The organism is Roseateles terrae (assembly GCF_014192155.1).
GTDB classification, from domain to species: Bacteria; Pseudomonadota; Gammaproteobacteria; order Burkholderiales; family Burkholderiaceae_C; genus Roseateles; species Roseateles terrae.
In genome coordinates, this window is the sequence record NZ_JACHXO010000016.1 from 1 (window position 1) to 1,365 (window position 1,365).

Here is a 1,365-nt window from a genome sequence, read left to right on the forward strand (position 1 = left end):
TGAGCTAGCCCCCTGATTCACCGGACACGGTCTATCGCTTATCTTTGAGGATAGGAGTAAGACTGTGAATACGACTAGGAATACGCCCATCGAGGTGATCACGACGGACCAGCGTCGCAGAAGATGGTCTGTGGCCGAAAAGGCTGAGCTGGTGCGCCGCACGTACGAGGCCGGGTCCAGTGTCTCGCTGGTGGCGCGGCAGACAGGCGTCTCGGCCAGCCAGTTGTTCCAGTGGCGCAAGCTGGAGCGCCAGGGAGCCCTGACAGCTGTGTCGGCAGGAGAAGCCGTGGTGCCGGCATCCGAGTTGGCCGCAGCACGAGCCGAGATCGCGAAGCTGCAGCGCGTGCTGGGCAAGAAGACTCTGGAGAACGAGATCCTCAAGGAAGCCGTGGAGTACGCGGCTGAAAAAAAGTGGATTGCGCGGTCGCCCTTGTTGCCGACGGACGACGACCAGTGACGGTCGTGTGTGAGGCACTGGGTGTGGCGCGCTCGCATGTTCATGCGCTGCGTAGCCGTGCGCACTCGTGGCAGGACGGCCGTAAGGTCCGTCGGCCGAAAGAGGACGAGGCGTTGGTCAGCGAGATCAAGGCGCAGATCGCGGATCTTCCGAGTTATGGATACCGGCGGGCATGCGCGCTGGTGAATCGGCGCCGCAAGGTTGCGTCACTGCCTCGGGTGAACGCCAAGCGCGTGTACCGAGTGATGGCTGAACATGCCTTGCTGCTCCCCAAAGCACCGAAGCGAAGGGCATCGAGCCGTTGCCACGATGGCACCGTGGCAGTCACGACATCGAACACCCGTTGGTGCTCCGACGGCTTCGAGATTAAGTGCGACTCAGGTGAAACGGTGACAGCCACCTTCGCCAAGGACTGCTGCGACCGGGAGATCATGGCGTGGCGCGCCTGGCCGGGCAAAGGGCTGCCGGGCGAGCCGGTGAGGGAAATGTTGATTGAGGCGGTGGAGCGGCGGTTCGGATCGGTTGAGAGCCTGCCGTCGCAGAGGCTGGAGTTCCTGACAGACAACGGCGGCGCCTACATCGCAGCAGACACCCGACGGATTGCAAGGTCACTGGGGCTGGAGCCGATCAACACGCCGGTGTGTAGCCCTCAGAGTAACGGCATGGCCGAGAGCTTCGTCAACACCTTCCGGCGGGATTACCTGAGCCGCATGGACCTGGCGGACGCTCAAACGGTGATGGCGCAGTTGCCCGCAGCGTTCGAGCACTTCAACGAGGTGCACCCGCACTCGAGTCTGCGAATGAGGTCGCCTCGAGAGTTCAGACAGGAATTGAAAAACCAACAGCGCCTGGGAGGTCAGGCGCTCAATTGCGAATAGCCCGTGTCCGGTTGTGCGGGGGCAAGATCA

General features: G+C 62.5%; 1 protein-coding gene. It reads left to right on the top strand.

Annotated features, from left to right (window positions below; translation table 11 throughout):
* The first annotated feature begins 88 nt into the window (after window positions 1–88).
* Window positions 89–1,335, top strand: a protein-coding gene (locus tag FHS28_RS23805) for an IS3 family transposase (protein WP_088454779.1) whose coding sequence is annotated in 2 segments (ribosomal slippage) — window positions 89–404 and window positions 404–1,335 — 1,248 coding nt in all. Because the reading frame shifts where the segments join, the coding sequence is not laid out codon by codon here.
* Window positions 1,336–1,365: the final 30 nt, after the last annotated feature.